The sequence below is a fragment of the uncultured Devosia sp. genome, from assembly GCF_913055165.1.
Classification (GTDB): domain Bacteria; phylum Pseudomonadota; class Alphaproteobacteria; order Rhizobiales; family Devosiaceae; genus Devosia.
Map to the genome: position 1 here is coordinate 19,849 of NZ_CAJXJS010000040.1, position 14,743 is coordinate 34,591.

The 14,743-nt window shown below is 63.0% G+C and carries 14 protein-coding genes and 2 pseudogenes; 7 read left to right on the forward strand and 9 right to left on the reverse strand.

Going from position 1 to position 14,743, the window contains the following annotated elements:
- Nucleotides 1-44 precede the first annotated feature (44 nt).
- Nucleotides 45-218, forward strand: a complete 174-nt coding sequence (locus tag QZ564_RS13095; RefSeq protein WP_297110563.1) for a DUF1328 family protein — start codon at nucleotides 45-47, stop codon at nucleotides 216-218.
- A 13-nt stretch (nucleotides 219-231) separates the two neighbouring features.
- On the opposite strand, the gene QZ564_RS13100 is transcribed toward QZ564_RS13095, so the two are convergent.
- The 3 genes from QZ564_RS13100 to QZ564_RS13110 form a co-directional block, all read right to left on the reverse strand.
- Nucleotides 232-1,773 (reverse strand): permease, encoded by a 1,542-nt coding sequence (locus QZ564_RS13100; protein WP_297110566.1) that lies wholly within the window; start codon nucleotides 1,771-1,773, stop codon nucleotides 232-234.
- A complete protein-coding gene (locus QZ564_RS13105) occupies nucleotides 1,770-2,522 on the reverse strand; it encodes an ABC transporter ATP-binding protein (RefSeq protein ID WP_297110569.1) in 753 nt (250 codons plus the stop codon). The genes QZ564_RS13100 and QZ564_RS13105 overlap by 4 nt, the downstream gene beginning before the upstream one ends.
- A gap of 76 nt (nucleotides 2,523-2,598) precedes the next feature.
- The gene (locus tag QZ564_RS13110; RefSeq protein ID WP_297110572.1) at nucleotides 2,599-3,051 is read right to left on the reverse strand and encodes an organic hydroperoxide resistance protein; all 453 of its coding nucleotides are present in this window, start codon (nucleotides 3,049-3,051) and stop codon (nucleotides 2,599-2,601) included.
- A 102-nt stretch (nucleotides 3,052-3,153) separates the two neighbouring features.
- Here QZ564_RS13110 and QZ564_RS13115 point away from each other — a divergent pair, with 102 nt between their 5' ends.
- Nucleotides 3,154-3,603 carry a MarR family transcriptional regulator gene (locus QZ564_RS13115; RefSeq protein WP_297110575.1) on the forward strand — a complete coding sequence of 150 codons (450 nt, stop codon included), beginning with the start codon at nucleotides 3,154-3,156 and terminating at the stop codon, nucleotides 3,601-3,603.
- 310 nt (nucleotides 3,604-3,913) lie between these two features.
- Here the strand turns inward: QZ564_RS13115 and QZ564_RS13120 are convergent, their stop codons facing one another.
- Nucleotides 3,914-4,891 carry a ribonuclease gene (locus QZ564_RS13120; RefSeq protein ID WP_297110578.1) on the reverse strand — a complete coding sequence of 326 codons (978 nt, stop codon included), beginning with the start codon at nucleotides 4,889-4,891 and terminating at the stop codon, nucleotides 3,914-3,916.
- Between the two features lie 67 nt (nucleotides 4,892-4,958).
- On the reverse strand, nucleotides 4,959-6,944 hold the full coding sequence (locus tag QZ564_RS13125) for a bifunctional 2',3'-cyclic-nucleotide 2'-phosphodiesterase/3'-nucleotidase (protein ID WP_297110583.1): 1,986 nt from the start codon (nucleotides 6,942-6,944) through the stop codon (nucleotides 4,959-4,961).
- 355 nt (nucleotides 6,945-7,299) lie between these two features.
- Here QZ564_RS13125 and QZ564_RS13130 point away from each other — a divergent pair.
- Nucleotides 7,300-7,539: pseudogene (locus tag QZ564_RS13130) on the forward strand (endonuclease domain-containing protein); the annotation flags it as partial.
- Between the two features lie 162 nt (nucleotides 7,540-7,701).
- Here QZ564_RS13130 and QZ564_RS13135 read toward each other — a convergent pair.
- Complete coding sequence (locus QZ564_RS13135; RefSeq protein ID WP_297110586.1) at nucleotides 7,702-8,610, reverse strand: sugar kinase; 909 nt, start codon at nucleotides 8,608-8,610, stop codon at nucleotides 7,702-7,704.
- Nucleotides 8,611-8,800: 190 nt separating this feature from the next.
- Between QZ564_RS13135 and QZ564_RS13140 the strand changes: the two genes are divergently transcribed.
- The 4 genes from QZ564_RS13140 to QZ564_RS13155 all read left to right on the forward strand — a co-directional run bounded on the left by QZ564_RS13140 (nucleotide 8,801) and on the right by QZ564_RS13155 (nucleotide 13,488).
- Nucleotides 8,801-10,216, forward strand: coding sequence for a mannitol dehydrogenase family protein (locus QZ564_RS13140; RefSeq protein ID WP_297110605.1), 1,416 nt, complete (start codon nucleotides 8,801-8,803; stop codon nucleotides 10,214-10,216).
- Between the two features lie 110 nt (nucleotides 10,217-10,326).
- Entirely contained in the window at nucleotides 10,327-11,253 is a 927-nt protein-coding gene (locus tag QZ564_RS13145; RefSeq protein ID WP_297110588.1) for a neutral zinc metallopeptidase, read from the forward strand.
- An 82-nt stretch (nucleotides 11,254-11,335) separates the two neighbouring features.
- Nucleotides 11,336-12,886 (forward strand): glycosyltransferase, encoded by a 1,551-nt coding sequence (locus tag QZ564_RS13150; RefSeq protein ID WP_297110591.1) that lies wholly within the window; start codon nucleotides 11,336-11,338, stop codon nucleotides 12,884-12,886.
- A gap of 95 nt (nucleotides 12,887-12,981) precedes the next feature.
- Nucleotides 12,982-13,488, forward strand: coding sequence for a hypothetical protein (locus QZ564_RS13155; RefSeq protein WP_297110594.1), 507 nt, complete (start codon nucleotides 12,982-12,984; stop codon nucleotides 13,486-13,488).
- A gap of 18 nt (nucleotides 13,489-13,506) precedes the next feature.
- Here QZ564_RS13155 and QZ564_RS13160 read toward each other — a convergent pair whose 3' ends face one another.
- From QZ564_RS13160 to QZ564_RS13170, 3 genes and pseudogenes are all read right to left on the reverse strand, one after another.
- Complete coding sequence (locus tag QZ564_RS13160; protein ID WP_297110597.1) at nucleotides 13,507-13,815, reverse strand: AzlD family protein; 309 nt, start codon at nucleotides 13,813-13,815, stop codon at nucleotides 13,507-13,509.
- Nucleotides 13,812-14,522 (reverse strand): AzlC family ABC transporter permease, encoded by a 711-nt coding sequence (locus QZ564_RS13165; RefSeq protein ID WP_297110600.1) that lies wholly within the window; start codon nucleotides 14,520-14,522, stop codon nucleotides 13,812-13,814. Before QZ564_RS13165 ends, QZ564_RS13160 begins: the two co-directional genes overlap by 4 nt.
- Nucleotides 14,523-14,559: 37 nt before the next feature.
- Nucleotides 14,560-14,743, reverse strand: a pseudogene (locus QZ564_RS13170) (carbamoyl phosphate synthase small subunit); the annotation flags it as partial.

Here is a 14,743-nt window from a genome sequence, read left to right on the forward strand (position 1 = left end):
CAACGTTTGCAGCTCAGTTCCACGGGATAAGGCCGCGTTCTGCCATGCTGCAACTCTTGCTCATCCTCGTTGTCGTTGCCCTGGTGGCTGGTGCCATGGGTTTTTCCGGCCTGGCGGGTGCGGCGGCTACGCTCGCCAAGATTGTTGCCGGCATCATGCTGATCGGGATTGTGATCATCCTCATCATGGCCATGATGGGATTGGCGATCCTATTCTAGCCGGGGCGCTGCGCTATTTCCCACGCGGAGCCAGCAAGCGGGCAAGGCCAAGAGTGCCAACAGCCAGAATGGCTGGAGCAACGGCCAGTATGGGGATGCCCGCTGCCCACAACGCACCCGTGCCAGCCCAGAGAATTGACGAGAAGGCCTCGCACAGCGTTGCAGCGCGCGAGGCAACCTGGCGGCGCCGGAACATGGAGCGTTTGGCGGTCACGCGGAACCAGAGCTGAATGGCAGTAGATGCTGCCGCGGCAAGGGACGCACAGATCGCCGTGATCAGGGCCATTGGCCAGGCGCTGAAAGCCATGAAGGCCAAAAGCGGCGCCATGAGCACGAGGATGACGATGAGCACGGCCTCGATCTTGGCGCGCAGAATGCTCGCAGTGCTGAGGGGGGCAGTGGCGACCAAGTCGTGAGCGTCTTCGCCGGAGATGGCCAGCCAGGCCAGACCGCCGGCCAATTGTCCGCAGGCCATGATCAGCACCGGCACGATGACCACGAAGGTCCCGTCGCCCGAGGCGGAGCCGTAGTTGATCCACAGCAGCAGGGCCGGTGGTACCAGATAGAGCAATTGCATCAAGGTCTGCGAGAGGAGCCAGGGGTCGCGCTGAAGCAGCAGGAATTCCTTGCGCCTGAGGGCCTGTCGCTGGCTGGCGGGGCGGAAGGCCTTGGGTGAGGGGCGCCGCTGGCTGCGCACCTGATTGAGCCCCGCGGCGGCGGTCGCGAGCCGGCCATAACTGGGCGCAATCAGCAAGACCGTCACGATCAGCGCCGCCAGTGCGGCGCTCACCAGCAGCAGCGCAGGTAGCGGCTCGCCCAATACCGCTCGCGCTGGCAACCAAAGGAGACTATCTGTTCCCGGTGCGGCGTCGATGATTTCCTGGGACTGAAAGAAGGCCAGGCGTGAAAACCCGTCGTGGGAAAGAATGGCGGCCGCCTGCACCCCGATGACGAAACCTGCGCCGACGATGCCGGCGACGACCTGTGCTATCAGGCGCGTTCGTCGCGGACCTGTTAGGCGGAACAGGAGCCGCGTTATGATCATGGCGATGGCCACGGAGAGGGCCGACAGAGCCAATAGCACGAGGACTGCGGAGAGCCAGCGTGGGCCGTCCTGCGCCACGAGAGCGATGACCAGTGGGCTGATCAGCAGGAGCCCGAGCAGTGTGGTGCTCACGAACACCGTTCCGGCGCGGACCGCAAACAGGCGTGCACTGGAGGCGGGGGACGAGAGGATGAGATCGAGGTCGGAGCGGCCATAATAGACCCGTGTCACCGCCTCGAGCGCCTGGGACAGGGTGACGGCCCAAAAGAGCAGGCCGATGCCCGAGATGAGGACCAGTGCCTGCTTGTCGATGACAATCCCTGCCTGGACCCACGGACGGACGGAGAACCAGGCGATCAGCAGCATGATCCCGAAGACTGCGCCGCCGCCGACGATCCAGCCGACCAGGCGGGTGCGGCGTCCACCGGTCATCATGGCCAGTGCGTCGCGCCAGGCGAGGCGCAGCTCATGGGCAGCAAGCCAGGGCAGGGAGGCGGGGGCGAGGTTCACGCGGCGTCCTGCCCGACGGCCTGGCCTTCGGCCACAAGGTCGAGAAAGATCTCCTCAAGCGTGGTTTCCCGGCCAATCCGGGTGCGCAGCTCGGCCAGGGTCCCTTCGGCGATCAGCCGGCCGCCGGAAATGACACCGATGCGTTCGGCCATCCTTTCGGCCACTTCGAGGATGTGGGTGGTCATGATGACGGTGACGCCGGCGGCGGTTTTGGCGCGCAGCACGTCCTTGACCTGGCGGGCTGACCCCGCATCAAGGCCGGTCAGGGGCTCATCGAGAATGATGAGGTCGGGATCGTGAACAAGCGCGCCGGCCAGGGCAACCTTCTGCAGCATGCCCTTGGAGAAGCCGCCGCAGAGTTCGTTCGCATGGGGAGCAAGGCCCAGCCAGTCTACCAGTTCATGCGCCGACTGGCGGGCCTGTGCGGGCTCGACCTGCCATAGGCCCGCGACGAAATCGAGATATTCGAGCGGGGTCAACCTGTGATAGACCATGGGCTCGTCGGACACCCACGCCATGCGGCGTTTGGCGGCCACCGGTTCGGCCAGCGCGTCTATGCCCAGGACGGAGATAGAGCCCGCGTCCGGCCTCAATAGCCCCGCTACCATGCGCAGGATGGTGGTCTTGCCCGCGCCATTAGGGCCAAGCAAGGCGTAGAACTCGCCGGTCCGGATGGTCAGGTCGACGCCCTTGACCACGGGGCGATCGAAGGACTTGTGCAGGCCTGCAATGGAAAGGGCGGCGGGCATGGCGGCTCCTGTGAGAGTGAGGACGCTAGCCTCGCCGCCCTTTCGGTCAAGTGAATGGCAATCGTTAACGAAAGCCTCAGGCGGTGGCGAGCGCGCTTTCCACGATGGTGAGGGTCACATCGACATTGCCGCGGGTGGCATTGGAATAGGGGCAGACCTGGTGGGCCTTGTGGACCAGGTCTTCGGCCTGTGCCTGATCAAAGCCTGGAATAGCCACCTTGAGTTCAACAGCGATGTTGTAGCCAGGGGCCCTGGCATTTTCGCCGAAGGAAACGGCCGCATCAATCGTGGTTTCGTCGGGGATCTTGACCTTCTCGCCGCGACCAACGGCCTTGAGGGCACCGAGGAAACAGGCGGAGTATCCAGCTGCGAAGAGCTGCTCGGGATTGGTACCGGGGCCGTCATTGCCGCCCATGGCCTTCGGTGTATCGAGAGTGATCTCCAGACGGCCATCATCGGTCTTGCTGGTGCCGGTGCGGCCGCCGGTGGTGTGGGCGTGGGCAGTGTAGATGGCTGACTTGATGCTCATTGGAAAGCTCCTTTGCGTGGATGGCAATATGAGTATCGCACAATTAAATTGTGCACAATGGAATTTTGTGTGATAGCTTCGTGACTGAGAATGAGGTCGCCCATGGCCGATCAGCCTATGCCCACAATCGACCAGATGTTGTGCTTTGCAGTCTACTCGGCGGGGCATGCCTTTACGCGCTATTACAAGCCCCGGCTGGACGCACTCGACCTGACCTATCCGCAATATTTGGTGTTCCTTGTGCTTTGGGAGCGGGATGATCTGACGGTCAAGGCGCTGGGGGACAAGTTGTTCCTCGACTCCGGCACGATCACGCCGCTGATCAAGCGCTTGGAGGCAAGGGGCCTTGTCGAGCGCCGGCGTGACGAGGACGATGAACGTCAGGTGCGCATTCGACTGACCGGCGAGGGTAGGGCGCTCAAGGCCAAGGCGCAGAGCATTCCGCTTGCAGTGGTGCAGGGAAGCGGGCTGACGCTCGAGGGAGTCGATGCTCTGCGCCGCGAACTGATGGCGCTTCGGGACCGGCTGGATGGGATGGAGCGGGGTAGCTAGTCCGGCAAGGCTTTGTTCACCATGCCGCATGGACCTGGGTAACCAGATGTTGCCGATCGTCGAATAGCCTCGCGAATGATTGGAGGTCCCGATGCAGATTGGTGGAGACTATCCCAGGCCCGTCATGATCAACGGATATGCTTGTCACAATTGCGACGAGGTCAGCGCGGCGAAACGTGGCGAGGATCCATCGAAAGTGGCCGAGCCGTTTGAACCGGCCGTGGACTTTGGCGGCAGTCTCTCCGGGCGCCAAGTGGCTGTTGCGGCCTTGGCCGAGCCGCCGGCTCTCGTTGACAGATACGCCTGATCCTCAACGCAATCCGACCGCATCGACCTGTCCGGACCGGCAGTCGCTTTCAGCCGGCTCCGCGGCCAGCATGAGCGGGCCCAGATCGTCGGGGCCAGTGATTTCTCCGGTGAGATTGATCTGCAGTTCTGTGATCAAGATACGGTTGCCGTCTGGTGCGCAGCTCACCGCCACGCGGTCTCCAGCACCAGGTCCAAAGGCCCGATCGAAAGCGTTTCGAATCTGCGCCAAGGTGATGCGCTTGCCGATATTGCCTGCAAAGAGTTCAACGACTTCGGAGGTGTTGATCGCCAACATGAGATCGAGCGAGTCCGCGAAATAGTCACGCTGGCCGGTGCCATAGCAGGTGCCATGCTTGACCCATTCGTGGCGGTCGAGACCGGACTGGCTGCCGGGCATGACCTCGTCGAGGTCGCGGCGTTGCGCAATGGTGAGATCAAGCGCGGGCAGGTCCCGCCAGCGGCCGTCGCGACTGGCCCAGATGTCCCTTTGCGAGACGCCGCAATATTCGTTGCTGCGGGGCTGGGGCCAGAGGCCGTGCAGGGTGAAGTGGCTGGCTTCGAAGCTGTTCGGCTGTTGGTTGCGGCATTCCCGGACATGGGACACCGTTTCACAAAAGGCGGGTTGCCAATTGATGGCCAGCACATACTGGGTGCCGCGGTAAGACTGTGACGCCGATTGCTCTGAAGACGTGGCCGGCAAGTCCGCATTTGTCGCGCCGCAGTCCAGCTCGACCCAGCGACGCCTGGGTTCAGCATCCGGGACGACGATGGAGAGGTGGGTTGGCGGGTTCTTGTTGGCAGCAACAAGCTCATAATTGGTGCCGGGCACCAGTTTGATATCACCGGGATTGGTCTGGCGGCTGATCGATTGATAGGCCGGGCAGGCGGCGCTGGCGGTGAAGGTGCCAGCAAGCGGCACTTCGGCGATGGCGGGTCGGGCGAGGAGGGCGAGGGCCAGAACGATGATCGTGCGCAGCATGGAGCCTTCCCTGAAATGAATGGGGGAGCCTTAGCGGCTCCCCCAAAGGATTGCAAAGTCCGAGCGACTACAGCGTGATGCGGTAGATACCGAAACCGTCGGCATTGGTTTCGCCGGTGGCCTCGATGCTGACGGCGGTCACGTCGGCCACCTTGTCGGCGGCTTTGGGGCCGGTGGCAAAGAGCACGGTGGTGTCGCCGATCGGGGCGAGGGACCAATTGCTGTCGGCCTTGGGATTGATGGTGCCGTTTTCGATGATGAAGCGGACGATGATGTCGCGATTGGTATCGGGGCCGATGAAGATGATGTTCTCCGCGCCGGTGCCCGGGAAGGAACCGCCGCCGCCAGCGCGATAATTGTTCGAGGCGATGACGAACTTGGCTTCCGGATCGATCGGGGCGCCGTCGAACATCAGGTCGACGATGCGGTTGGCGTCCGGGTTGAGGACTTCCTTGCCGTCGGAAGAGTATTTCGAGGGCTGGGTGAGGTCGATCTTGTAGGTGACCCCGTCGATGACGTCGAAATTGTAGGACGGGAAGTCCGGGTTGATGAGTTCGGCATCGGTGGCGCCGGCCTCGACCTGGTTGAAGATACCGGCCGAGCGTTCGAGCCAGTTCTTGACATCGGCGCCGGTGACGACCAGTGCCTGGATGGTGTTGGGGTAGAGGTAAAGGTCGGCCACGTTCTTGATGGCGACTGGGCCGACGGGGACGTCGGTGTAATATTCCGGACCGCCACGACCGCCGGCCTTGAAGGGTGCAGCCGCCGAAAGGATCGGCAGGCTTTCCCACTCGGTGCCCTTCATCATCTGCGCGATGTACCAGGATTGGGCCTGAGAAACGATCTGCACGGACGGATCATCGGCCACGAGTGCAAAATAGGAGTGCAGCGGTGCCGCGGTCTCGCCCACCGGGCGGCGGATATAGTCGAGGGTCTCCTGGTGTTCGTCGGCAACGGAAGCCTCGACTTCCGGCACTGATTCAACGGTGGGGACATTTTTGTTGTCGATGCGCTCGACGATGGGGCGGGCTTCGGAGGTGTGGGACACGACGCTCCACTTGCCATCGGCATCGACTTCGAGCAGCAGATCTACCAGACCCATATGCGAGCCCCAGAAACCCGGCATGACGGCCGGCTTGCCGTTGAGCGTGCCTGCAGCAGTGTCAACGCCCTCGATGCCTTCATAGGCTGGGCCCGGGAAGACCAGATGGTGGTGGCCGGTGAGGACCACGTCGATGCCTTCGACTGCGGCGAGCTGGAGCGAAGCGTTTTCCATGCCAGGGACGTGTTCGCCGCCGGTAATGCCGGAGTGGGAGAGGGCGACGACGATATCGGCGCCTTCCTCACGGATTTTCGGAACCCAGGCCTGGGCCGCCTCGACGATGTCGCGCACCACGACCTTGCCGGTGAGGTGGGTGGCATCCCAGGTCATGATCTGGGGCGGCAGGAAGCCGATGACGCCGATCTTGATGGTGTGGGTGGCGCCCGAACCGTCGGTCAGTTCCTTCTCGAAGATTCGATAGGGCTCGAGATAGGTCTCGTCATTGGTGGGGTCTTCACCCAGTTCGGTGCCGCGTACCAGATTGGCCGACACCAGCGGGAAATTGGCACCTTCCAGGGCGCGATCGAGGAATTCGAGCCCATAGTTGAACTCGTGATTGCCCAGGGTGGCGGCGTCGTAGCCAAGGGTGTTGAGCGCGGCGACGGCGGGGTGGATGTCACCCTGGTTGAGACCCTTTTCATAGGCCATGTAGTCGCCCATCGGGTTGCCCTGGATCAGGTCGCCATTGTCGAACAGCACGGCATTGCCGGCCTCGGCGCGAATGTCTTCAATGATGGCAGCGGTGCGCGCCAGACCCATCGTGTCGTTGGGGGCGTCGGCATAGTAGTCATAGGGCAGGATGGCGACGTGAATATCGGTCGTCTCGATGATGCGCAGGTGGGCCTGGTTGGCCTGGGCCATGACTGCAAAGGGGTGCATGGCGACCATGGCGCCAACGCTGGCGGACCCGGCCAGGAAGCTGCGCCGGGAAATGGCTGGGAAGAAGTTCATCTGATCGTCTCCAATGAGGTGCCGCTTTGCCGGGGGCGTACTCCCGGCTGCCGGTTTTCGACCGGTTCTTGGCGCTTCCCGACTGAGGGGAGCAGACCGTTCCATGCCCGCTTCAAATGACGGGCGGATGACGGCTGAGGCGAGACGCTATGAAGTTTTTACCGGTTGGTCAATTTATGACAGTTGGATGACGGTGGTGTCTCGGTATTCCTCCCAAGCTTGCGGGGGAGGGGGACAACGCTTAGCCTGGCGGAGGGGGCGCAATGGCGGGAGGCATGGTTGAGGGCACCGGACTTTATTCGGCAGCACGCCAAGTCTCTGCGGCGTTCGATGACAATCCCCGAAGCGGACGCTATGGGCACTGCTGCGGCGGGATCAGCTCAAGTTGCACTTTCGCCGACAGCATCCGATCGGGCCATTTGTTCTCGACTTCTATTGCGCCAAGGCAAAGCTTTGCGTTGAGATCGACGGGCCTGTGCATGCGGAGCAGTCGGAGTATGACACGCGCCGAACTGAATGGCTCGAGCGAGAGGGTATTCGTGTTCTGAGGTTTTCTGCAGAGGACGTGGAGCGACGACCTGCGATGGTCGTGGCGGGCATCGTGCGGGCGGCCCCCCCTCCACCGCCTTACGGCGGTCCCTGCCATTCGGGCCTAGCCCTCATGGCCTTCTTGTCTCAAATCGCTCCCCCGGAGCGATTTGCCCCTTGGGACGCCTCGAAGCCCCGCTCGCGGGGGAGGACAGATGGCGCGGGTGCTTTACCGCACCAGCTTGGGATCCACCAGTGCACCCTTGTGGCCGATGACGATGCCGGCAGTGCGGTGGGCGGCTTCGGCGGCTTCGCGCAGGGATTTGCCGTTGAGACGGGCCGAGAGATAGGCGCCATTGAAGCTGTCGCCAGCGCCGGTGGCATCGACCACATTGGCAACAGGCGGGGGGGCAATGCAGACCCGCTCGCTGGCGGTGGCGATCAGCGCTTCCTTGGCGCCGTCCTTGACCACCACCTCCTCAACACCCAGCTCGAGATAGCGGTCGGCGGTGTCATTGATGGTCTTGTCGCCGAATAGCGGGGCCTCATCGGTGTGGGTGGGCAGGACGATGTCACAGAGGCTGGCGGCGGCGGTCAGCACGCCGGCCATGACGCGCGGAGAGGACCACAGAGCCGGACGCAGATTGGTGTCGAAGGCGATTTTGGCGCCATTGTCGCGGGCCTTGACGATGGCGCCGAGCAGGCGGCCGCGGGCACGCGGGGCGAGAATGGCGAGGGTAATGCCAGAAAAATAGACGAGTTCGGCGCCCTCGACGGCCTCGGCGAGGGCGGGCTTGTCGTCAGCCAGGAGCTTGGCGGCGGAGGTATCGCGCCAATAGGTGAAGTGCCGGTCACCCTTCTCCTGGTGGATCAGATAGAGGCCGGGGCGGCGATTTTGAATGGTCTGGATGTGGCCGGTGCCGATGCCATTGTCATCGAGGAAGGTACGGATGTCGTTGGAATAGCGATCTTCGCCAAGCGCGGTGGCATAGTCGACCGACCAATCCTTGCCGAGCAGGGCGCGCAGATACCAGGCGGTGTTGAGCGTGTCCCCCGCGTAGCCGAGACGATAGGTGCGGTCCACTCCGCCGCTCATCTCGATCATGCATTCCCCGATTGAGACGATGCGCTTGGTCACGAATTTCCTCCTGAACTTCAACCGGGTTATGCCGGTGCGGGCTTGCTCCGGCAAGGGCTTGCCACTAAAGAGGCTCTATCTTGCGTCGAACTTCCATACAAGATGGGAGCCGCATGTCCCGAGGAGATACCCCGTGTCCAGACCGCGCCTCAATTCCGCCAGCCTTGCCAAACTTGCCGGCGGGACGAATGTGCCCGGATATGACCGCACCAAGGTGACGCCGGGTATCGTGCATCTGGGCATTGGCGCATTTCACCGGGCGCATATGGCCGTCTATGTCGACGATCTGCTGGGAAAGGACCCGAGCTGGGGTATTGTCGGGGCTAGCCTGAGGCGGCCTGACACCAAGGAGGCGCTGGAGCCGCAGGACGGGCTCTACACCATCGCCGTGCGCGACGCAGAAGGCACCCATCCGCGCGTGATCGGTTCGATTCTCAGGGTTATGGACGCCAATACAGAGCGCGAGGCACTGCTGGCGCTGATGGCTGATCCGGCCATTCGCATCCTCTCGCTGACGGTGACGGAAAAGGGCTATTGCCACGATCCGGCGACCGGGGAGCTGGACCAGAAGCACCCCGACATTGTTCATGATCTGGCAAACCCGACGCAGCCAAAATCAGCGCCGGGCATGCTGGTGGAAGCCCTGGCACGGCGCAAGGCGGCGGGCGTGGCGCCGTTCACGGTGATGAGCTGCGACAACCTGCCGAGTAATGGCGAAACGGCCAAGCGTATTGTCACCAAATTTGCGGCGCTGCGGGATGGCGAGCTGGGCGAATGGGTGAAGTCGGTAGCGTTCCCCTCGACCATGGTGGACCGGATCGTGCCTTCGACGACCGATGCGGACCGGGACGAAGTCGCCGGGTTGATTGGTGCGGAAGACGCCTGGCCGATCATGACCGAACCCTTCACCCAATGGGTGATCGAGGATCATTTTCCGTCCGGCCGTCCGGCGTTTGAAACGGTCGGCGCGCAGCTCGTCAAGGATGTCGAGCCGTTCGAGCATATGAAGCTGCGCATGCTCAATGGCAGCCACTCGACCATGGCCTATGCGGGCTATCTGGGCGGCTACGAATATATCGCCGAGGTGATGGGTGACGCAGCCTATGTGAAGCTGGTCCATGGACTGATGACCGAGGAGGCCATGCCGACGCTGGACATGCCGGGCGTGGACCTGGGCGCCTATCGAGACCAGTTGCTGGAGCGGTTCCGCAATCCGGCGCTCAAGCACCGGACCTGGCAGATTGCCATGGATGGATCGCAGAAGCTGCCGCAGCGCTTGCTCGGGACGATCCGCGATCGGCTGAAGGCCGGGCAGAGGATCGAACGGTTGGCGCTGGGGGTGGCGGCGTGGATGCGCTACGTGACCGGTGTTGCCGAAGACGGTAGCGAGATCGATGTGCGCGATCCGCTGGCGCTCAAGATGCACGCCATTGCCGCCGATGCCGGGGACGATCCGGAGGCGCTGTTTGACGGGCTGGTGGGGTTGAACGAGGTCTTTGGGTCTGACCTTGCGGGCAATGCGGCGTTTCGTGCGGCGGTAGTCTCGCATCTCGAAAGCCTGTTCGACCACGGGGCAAGAGCGACGGTCAAAGCGGTGGCAGGGTAGCAACCCGCACTTCTGCAGCGTCACTCCACCCTCGTGGGCACTGAGGGAACCTGTTCCGCAACACCTCACTTACTGCTAGCGTCCATCGGCAATTCTGAAAGGCGTCGGGCATGAAGTGGCAGGGGCGGGAGCGCAGCTCCAATATCGAAGATCGTCGGGGGCAGCGTGGCGGCCGGATGGGCGGACTTGGCGGGCTCGGTGGCCTGGGTCGCGGCGGTATTCGCATCCCGACGGGCGGACGGGGTTCGCGCGGTGGCATTTCCAGCCTGATCGGTATTGTCGTGGTGCTGGGTATCATCTGGTTCGCTACCGGGCAGAACCCGCTGGACATGCTGACGGGCGGCTCGGGCACGGGCCCCTCCTCAAGTGCCTCATCCACCCAACTGCCTGCGCAAGGGCAGGACGAACTGGCCGATTTTGTCGGTGTGGTGGTCAAGGAAACCGAGGACCTCTGGAACGCGCAATTCGCTGCCATTGGTGAGAACTATCCCGAGCCCACCGTGGTTTTGTTCACTGACGCGGTGAATACGGCCTGCGGGGCCGCCGATTCCTCGGTGGGACCATTCTATTGTCCGGGGGATTCCAAGGTCTATATCGACCTGTCCTTCTATGACCAGTTGCATCGACAGTTCGGTGCGCCGGGCGATTTTGCACAGGCCTATGTGCTGGCCCATGAGGTCGGCCACCACATCCAGAACCTGACCGGGGTGCTGCCTGAGTTCAATCGCGCGCGGCAATCCATGAGCCAGGAAGAGGCCAATGCCTGGTCGGTGCGGGTGGAATTGCAAGCCGACTGCTATGCCGGGGTGTGGGCCAATTATGCGGGCCAGCAAAACCTGCTGGAGCGCGGGGATGTGGAGGAGGCTCTGAACGCGGCCAACCAGATCGGCGACGACACGCTGCAGAAGCGGATGCAGGGCTTCGCCGTGCCCAAGACGTTCAATCACGGCACATCGGCGCAGCGCCAGACCTGGTTCGAACGCGGCTATCGTTCCGGCAATCCGGGAGACTGCGATACGTTCTCGGGGAATGTGTAACCTCGGGCACGGGCGAGAATGAAGGGTAGCGGGCCGGCGGCAGCTTGGCTAAACCGGGGGATCACACTCAGCCGGCCGGTTCATGATCCCGAAAATTCTTCACTTCACCTGGAAGTCCCAGGACCTTCCGCGCCAGATGCAGGCCTATTACGATGCCTGGCGGCGCCTGCATCCGGATTGGGATGTCCGCCTGTGGACCGACGAGAGCATGCGGGACTTCGTCGCCGCGACCTATCCCGATTTTCAGGACACGTATGACGCCTATCCCAAGATGATTCAGCGGGCGGATGCCTTCCGCTATCTGGTGCTGGGCGCGCTGGGCGGGGTCTATGCCGATCTTGACGTGGAGCCCTATCAGGCCATCGACGGATTGCTGGAGCACGAATGCTTTGTCGGCATTGAGCCGCTCGAGCACATATTCCCGGACCGCCATCACCAAGGCGTGCCTTTCCTTCTAACCAATGCGTTCATGGGTTCCGTGGCGGGGCATCGGCTGTGGAGGGAGATCATTGCGCGCCTGCCGAGCTTGTCGGATCAGGAGACTTTCTATTCCACCGGGCCGTCCATGGTGACCTCTTCGGTGCTGCGCCTGCCGCGGAATGAGCGACCGACCCTATTGTCCCCAAATGTCTGGTCGCCCTTGCTGGCGGACGGGCGGAAGACGCAGACCGACGCCGAGGCGACGGCCATGCTCGAACCGGTTGGGACCGTGATAGCTGCTGCAGGTGGTACGCTGGTGTCACATGTGTGGATGACGACATGGGTGCCCTGGCACAAGCGTGGCAACCGGTTCCTGCCGTTGATCCAATTGCCGACCACTGCAAAATGGGCCTGGCGGCGGCTGCGTCATCCATCGCTTGCCGGCGTGGTCATACCCGATCCACTCTATTTCTATACGGACCAGAATGTCGCGCCGACATCGGATCGACCGCATGTCCAGGTGGCGGTGCGGGTTGGGAAAACTGGCCTGACGAGTGAGCTGGCGCAGGCCCTGGCCGCGCTGGACTATCCTCGAGATCGGCTGACAGTGACGATCCACGGGCCGGTGGGACTAAACAGGGACGTGATTGACGCGGTGCTGGCGGCAGCCGGTATTGAGGCCAGCATTGGCGAGCACCCCAAATGCAGCAGCGCTGCTCGAGACAATGCGATACTGGATGACCTAGTGACTGGGGCGGAACACATTCTTCTGGTGGACGGCTCCGTGCGGTCAATGCCGGTTGACGCGATCCAGCGGATGCTAGGCGCAGGGCGACCGGTGGTGGCCGCCAATGTCGTGGACGAAGCGGGCAGGCCCGCCGACAGCCAATTGTTCCGGTATGAGAAGGGGGCGCCGTTTAAGGTGCTCTACAAGGATGGTGGCCGGAGTGGCCGGGTACGGCGCGACCCGGGTTTTCGGACCTATCTCACCGACCAGAAGACCTTCGAGTTGCTGCCGCTTGATGGCGTGGGCGAATGCTTCGTGCTGATCGCGCGACCGGTGGTGGAGGCGGGGGTACGGTTTGGAGAAACCCCCTACAAGCTGCATCTGGGCGCCGAGGCCTTCGGAATCATGGCACGGGACCGCGGCCACGAGGTTTGCGGCCTGACCGATCTTCAGGTGGTTCGCGCGGTGCCGGTCCAGCCGGACTAGCAGGCGTCAGAGTAGCATTGTTTGGTATCCTGGGCGGCGGGGAACGCAGGGGTTCGCTCGACGTTGCTCCCAAGTCACGGTTGAAGGAGGACTCCATGCGTGTGAATGTCGGTTCGGTTGCGCTGGAACACTTTGCCGATGGCGGTGGCGTCCCGAACACAACTCTCCCCACGGTGATCTGCAAGGGTGCCGTTCGGGAACCTTCCGCCGAGGCCATGGAGGCACTATTTGACGCCAATGGCTGGCCAAGTGCCTGGCGCTGGGGCGTTTATGATTTTCACCACTACCACTCCACCACACATGAGTGCCTGGGCATCGCTCAGGGGAAGGCGCGATTGATGCTGGGTGGTGAGAGCGGCCGGGTCTTCGAGGTCGTGGCAGGCGATGTCATCGTGTTGCCGGCGGGGACCGGACACAAGAGGCTCGAGGCCAGTGGTGACTTTCTGGTCGTGGGTGCATATCCGCCCGGTTGCAGCGCCGATCTGCTGCGGGGCGAGGCGGGCGAACGGCCCGAGGCGGACAAGCGGATCGCTCAGGTACCGCTGCCCCTAACCGACCCGGTCGGTGGGGCGGCAGGGCCCGTGCTGGAACACTGGGGCTGAACCCGCATTTACCGGTGACTACAGACCCACGAGGTGTCGTGATGCCATGGCTGCGGCCCAGCCGGCGGCCAGCATGACCAGTACCGGATAGCGCAGGCTGACCAAGGCGGCGACGATCAAGGCGACCCGGACATCCCAGCCGCTGGTGAAGAAGGTGGGTGCCCATAGGGTGGTCAGCACGGCTGCCGGCACAGCGTTGAGCGCCTGTTCAAGACGTGGCGGCAAGGTCCGCATGCGGGTGATGAGGACATAGCCTCCAATCCGCGTCGCATAGGTGGCCAAAGCGGCGGCAAGGATCAGCCAGATCGTGGAGAGGTCTTGCGTCACGAGGGGGCCTCTTCGGTCGTCCCGTCAGGCACAGTGGGAAGCGGTAGAAGGGCGGCCACAGCCACACCACAGATGGCGCCGATGCTGACGTGCCAGGGGGACCCGACCAGATAATAGCCTGCGACCGATGCGGCCATGCTGGCTGCGACAACGGGATAGAAGCCGGGCTTGCGCCGGAAGCCGAGGACAAGGCCCAGAAAATAGATCGGCAGCAGGACATCCAGCGCCCATGTCTTCGGGTCGCCAATCATCGAACCGAACCATGCGCCCAAGATCGAGAAGACGAGCCAGGGCACATAGATGGCGCCGGCAAAGGCCATGTACCAGACGAAGCTTAGCGGCCGGCCCGATTCGCCGCGCCGGATCGCTTCGGCAAATTGCGGATCGATGAGGAAGAAGAACGCCACTGCCTTCTGCACGAGGCTGTAGGTGCGGATATGGCGGGCGATGGCGGCAGAATAAAGAATGTGCCGGAAGTTCACCGCGAAAATCGAGAGCACGATGAGCCACGGGGCCACGTGTTGGCCGAACAGTTCGATGCCCACCAGCTGGCTGGCGCCGGCATAGATGGTGGCGCTCATCAAGGCGGCATCAAACACGGTGAGGCCGTTGTCCACGGCGACAGCCCCGAACAAGACGGCAAAGGGGCAAGCAGACAGGGCGACGATCGCGCCGCCCCGGATGCCATCGATAATCTGCCTGTTCATGGCTGTGCCGCGCAATGAGACGGGGCGCCCGAAGGGATCAGGCGGCCTCGCCCGGCGCAACATATTCCGGCTTTTCGGGCAGGCCCTTCTGCTTGCGCACCTGATTGAGGAAGCGCGTGAACAGATAGTGGCTGTCCTTGGGGCCGGGGCTGGCTTCGGGGTGGTACTGCACCGAGAAGATCGGCTTGCCATTGACGGCCAGGCCGGCATTGGAGCCGTCG